Source organism: Streptomyces colwelliae, assembly GCF_048158785.1.
GTDB lineage: Bacteria > Actinomycetota > Actinomycetes > Streptomycetales > Streptomycetaceae > Streptomyces.
Window position 1 is genome coordinate 1 of record NZ_JBLTJC010000619.1, and the last position, 3833, is coordinate 3833.

Annotated in this window: 3 protein-coding genes and 1 pseudogene; 1 reads left to right on the plus strand and 3 read right to left on the minus strand. The window is 69.9% G+C overall.

The window, feature by feature from the left end:
* Positions 1 to 106: 106 nt before the first annotated feature.
* Genes ACNFOC_RS52075 through ACNFOC_RS52085 form a run of 3 tightly spaced genes read right to left on the minus strand, consistent with a single transcriptional unit; the run spans position 107 to position 3197 of the window.
* Positions 107 to 1390, minus strand: coding sequence for an ABC transporter substrate-binding protein (locus ACNFOC_RS52075; RefSeq protein ID WP_416965973.1), 1284 nt, complete (start codon positions 1388 to 1390; stop codon positions 107 to 109).
* On the minus strand, positions 1390 to 2223 hold the full coding sequence (locus tag ACNFOC_RS52080) for a carbohydrate ABC transporter permease (protein WP_416965974.1): 834 nt from the start codon (positions 2221 to 2223) through the stop codon (positions 1390 to 1392). Before ACNFOC_RS52080 ends, ACNFOC_RS52075 begins: the two co-directional genes overlap by 1 nt.
* 38 nt (positions 2224 to 2261) lie before the next feature.
* On the minus strand, positions 2262 to 3197 hold the full coding sequence (locus ACNFOC_RS52085) for a carbohydrate ABC transporter permease (RefSeq protein WP_416965975.1): 936 nt from the start codon (positions 3195 to 3197) through the stop codon (positions 2262 to 2264).
* A gap of 171 nt (positions 3198 to 3368) precedes the next feature.
* Between ACNFOC_RS52085 and ACNFOC_RS52090 the strand changes: the two are divergent.
* Positions 3369 to 3722, plus strand: a pseudogene (locus tag ACNFOC_RS52090) (phosphotransferase); the annotation flags it as partial.
* Positions 3723 to 3833 lie beyond the last annotated feature (111 nt).

Genomic DNA, 3833 nt, shown 5'->3' on the forward strand with positions numbered 1-3833 from the left:
TGTTTGGCGAGTGCGGGTGCGTTGTGGCTGGTCGCGCCCACGCGGCGGAGCCGCATATCGATACAGCCCCGCGCCCCTAGGGAGTTGCACCGCCCTGGGGTACATGTCAGCGCTGGTATCTCGCCAGTACCAAGTTGCCGTCCCTCTCCAGGCGTTGGCGTAGGTCGGCGAGGGTGATCGCTCCGCTGTAGTACTCCTGGAACGCCGGAGTCGCCACCTTGTCCTTCCACTCGGGATAGCCGCGTACGGACTGCGCAGGTGCCGAGACGAGGTGGTCGGCGAGGGCCGTACCGGTCGCCCAGTCGTCCTTGGTGGTGTGCAGGGCGGGGTCTGTGAGGGCCTGCGTGCCGGTGGGGAGCATCCAGTCGCCCAGGGCGAGTCGGACCATGTTCTTGGGCTGGAGGAGGAAGTCGATGAACTCGGCGGCCTCCTTCTTGTGCGGGCTGTCCTCGGCGATGGACAGGGTCTGCGGGCTGACGCCCTGGGTGAGGCCGTCGGCGCCGGCCGGGGCGGGCAGGACCTGCCAGTCGAAGCCCTTGGGCGCCTGCTGCGCGATCTGCTGCCGGTAGGAGAAGCCGAGCGGGATCATCGCGTACTTGCCGCCGAAGAACCCGGGCAGGGTGTCGGAGCCGCCGCTGCCGAGGGTGGTGGGCGAGGCGCTGTGGTCCACGTCGACCTGGTCGTGGATGGTGCGCGGTACGACCTGGTCGGCCGTGTCGAAGCGGACGGTCACCTTGCCGTCCGTACCCCGGTGGAACAGCTCGCCGCCCGTCGACAGCGACAGGTTGAGCGTGGCGGACACCGGCTCCTTGAGCGGCCAGGCCACGCCGTACTTGCCGTCGCCGCTCAACTGTCGGGTGATGGCCCTGAACTCGGGCCAGCTCCAAGGGTGTTCGGGGGTCGGGATGCGGACGCCCGCCTTCTTCAGCCAGGTCGCGTTGGCGATCAGTACCCGTGGCTCCTGGAGGAACGGCACGCCGTAGATCCCGTCCCCGAAGGTCGCCGTGTCCCAACTGCGCTGCGGGATCTCGGACTTGAGCCGGGCGGGCAGCAGGTCCCGGAGGTCGGCGAGGTAGCCGCCGTAGGCGAAGTCCGCGAGGTCGTCGGAGGCGTCGTGGATGATGTCCGGCGCCTCACCGCCCTCGAAGGAGGTGAGCAGCTGGTCGTGGACGCTGTCCCAACTGCCCTGCACGTACTCGACCTTGACGTCGGGATGGGTGGCGTTCCACTCCTTCACCAGTTCCTTGTTGGCGGTGACGGACTCGTCCTGCCAGGCCAGGGACTGGAAGCGGAGAGTGATCCGGCCGTCCGAGGAGCCGTTGCCGCCGCCTCCCGTGCAGCCGGCGAGGAGCAGGATCAGCGCGAGGGTGAGGATCCAGCGTGGCCGCATCAGCTCTTCACCGCCCCGGTGAGCATGCCGCCCGTGATCCGGCGCTGGATCAGGGCGAAGACGATCAGCGAGGGCAGGGTCGCGAGGAACGCGGCGGCGGCCAGCGGGCCGAGGTCGGCGACGCCCTCCGCGCCGATGAAGTGGGTGAGGACGACCGGCAGGGTCTGTTTCTCCGGGGTCTTGAGCAGGACCAGCGCGAAGAAGAACTCGTTCCACGCGGTGACGAACGCGAACAGTGCCGTCGCCACGATTCCCGGCGCGAGCAAGGGCGCCGTCACCGACACCAGTGTCCGCAGCCTCCCCGCCCCGTCGACCGCGGCCGCTTCCTCCAACTCCGGTGGTACCGCCCGTACATACCCGACGAGCATCCACAGCGCGAACGGCAGCGACCACACGACGTAGACCAGCACCAGCCCGGCCAGGGAGTCGATCAGCCGCAGGTTCTTCAGCACCAGGAACAGCGGGATGATCACCAGTACGAACGGGAACGCCTGGCTGACCACCACCCACCCGGTCGCGGCCCGCGCGAGCGGCGTCCGGCGCCGGGCCATGACCCAGGCCATCGGTGTCGCGATCACCACGGCGATCAGCGCGGCCCCGAGCGCGGCGAGCAGGGAGTTCGACGCGGCGTGCAGCAGCGGCTGTTCGTCGAAGGCCTGGCGGAAGTTGGCGAGGGTGGGGTGCCTCGGGATCCAGGTGGGGTGCAGACTGCCCAGCTCGCGCGGGGACTTGAAGGCGGTGGAGATCAGCCAGAGGAGGGGGAAGGCGAGGAAGACGAGATACGCGAGCAGGGCGACGTACTGGCCGGCCCGGACGCCGGTGCTGGTCCTCATCCCTGAGGTGCTCCTGGTCCTCGATGTGCTCCTGGTCCTCATGAGTCGTCGCCTCCCCTCAACCGTCCTACGAGGAAGACGGCGAGGAGCACCGAGATCACCGCGACCATCACACATCCCATCGCCGCCGCGTAGCCGAACTGGCCGTAGCGGAAGGCCTCTTCGTAGGCGAAGAGCATGGGCAGCCGGGTGCGGCCGCCGGGTCCGCCGTTGGTCAGGACGTAGACCAGGGCGAACGAGTTGAAGTTCCAGATCAGGTTGAGCGCCGTGATCGCCAGCGCGACCGGCCGGAGGGCGGGCCAGGTGACCGTGCGGAAGCGGCGCCAGGCTCCGGCGCCGTCGACCGCCGCCGCCTCGTGCAGTTCGCGCGGGGTGTTCTGGAGTCCGGCGAGCAGGGCGACCGTCGTCTGCGGCATGCCGGCCCAGACGCCGACGACGATCACGGCGGGCAGCGCGGTCGTCAGGCTGCTGAGCCAGTCCCGGCCGTTCCCGAGGCCGAGGTCGTGCAGGGTCTCGTTGAGGATGCCGGCGTCCGGGTTGTAGACGATGCGCCACATGATGCCGACGACGACCTCAGGCATCGCCCACGGGACGATCGCGAGGGCCCGGGCGAGCCAGCGCAGCCGTAGATCCTGATTGAGGAGCAGGGCGAGGCCGAGGGCGAGGAGGAACTGCGGCACGGTCACGCCGACCGCCCACACCAGCCCGATCCGGAACGACTCCCAGAACAGCGTGTCGTGCAGCAGATCCCGGAAGTTGAGACCGCCGATCCACTGGGTGGGCGCGGTGCGGCCCGACTGGGAGTCGGTGAAGGCCAGCAGGACGCCGTAGAGGAGGGGTCCGACGCTGAGCACGAGGATCGGGATCAGGGCGGGCAGGACGAGGAACCAGGCCGCGTGGTCGTGAGTGCGTCGCCGGTGGCCCCGGCTGGGCGCGCGACTCGACGGCCTCCTCACCTCCGTCACCGATGTCATGGAATCAGCCCCTTTGCACGGCCCGGTCGGGCCCCGTCATGGTCGTGAACACGTCGTGCCTCGTCAAGGCACCTCGCACGCCGTCCCACCTGTGCGAATGCGACACTGGCGGTCGGATGGCGGGAACCCGACGCCGTACGCACACGCACAGGGATCACTCGGAGGCGGACGATGGACGAGGCACGGGCCCGGGACGTACTGGCCGCGGCGGACGTACTGCCCGGCCCGGCACGGGACGCGCGGCTCCTCGCCCTCGGCGAGAACGCGGTGTTCGCCGCAGGTGACCTGGTCGTCAAGGTCGGTCGCGACGCCGAACTCCTCGACCGCGCCCGGCGCGAGCTGGACATCGCGCTGTGGCTGGCCGAGTCGGACGTCCCGGCGGTGCGCGCCGCCGACCCGAAGGCACACCTGGTCGAGGGGCACCCGGTCACGGTGTGGCACCGGCTGGCCGATTCCGTACGCCCGGCCGAGCCCCGGGATTTGGCCGAACTGCTACGGGTGGTCCACGCCCTTCACGCGGCCCGAGGTCGTCGACCCGGTGTCCTCGTGGAAGTGGCGGGTCTCCTGGATGATCGTGCCGCCGGAGTTCAGCACCGCGGCGTGGCGCTGGATCTCGTAACGGGCCGCACGCTCCAC

Excerpts from the sequence above, each read along its gene's own strand:
- ACNFOC_RS52075 (WP_416965973.1), bottom strand. The coding sequence starts at position 1,390 with ATGCGGCCACGCTGGATCCTCACCCTCGCGCTGATCCTGCTCCTCGCC.
- ACNFOC_RS52080 (WP_416965974.1), bottom strand. The coding sequence starts at position 2,223 with ATGAGGACCAGCACCGGCGTCCGGGCCGGCCAGTACGTCGCCCTGCTC.
- ACNFOC_RS52085 (WP_416965975.1), bottom strand. The coding sequence starts at position 3,197 with ATGACATCGGTGACGGAGGTGAGGAGGCCGTCGAGTCGCGCGCCCAGC.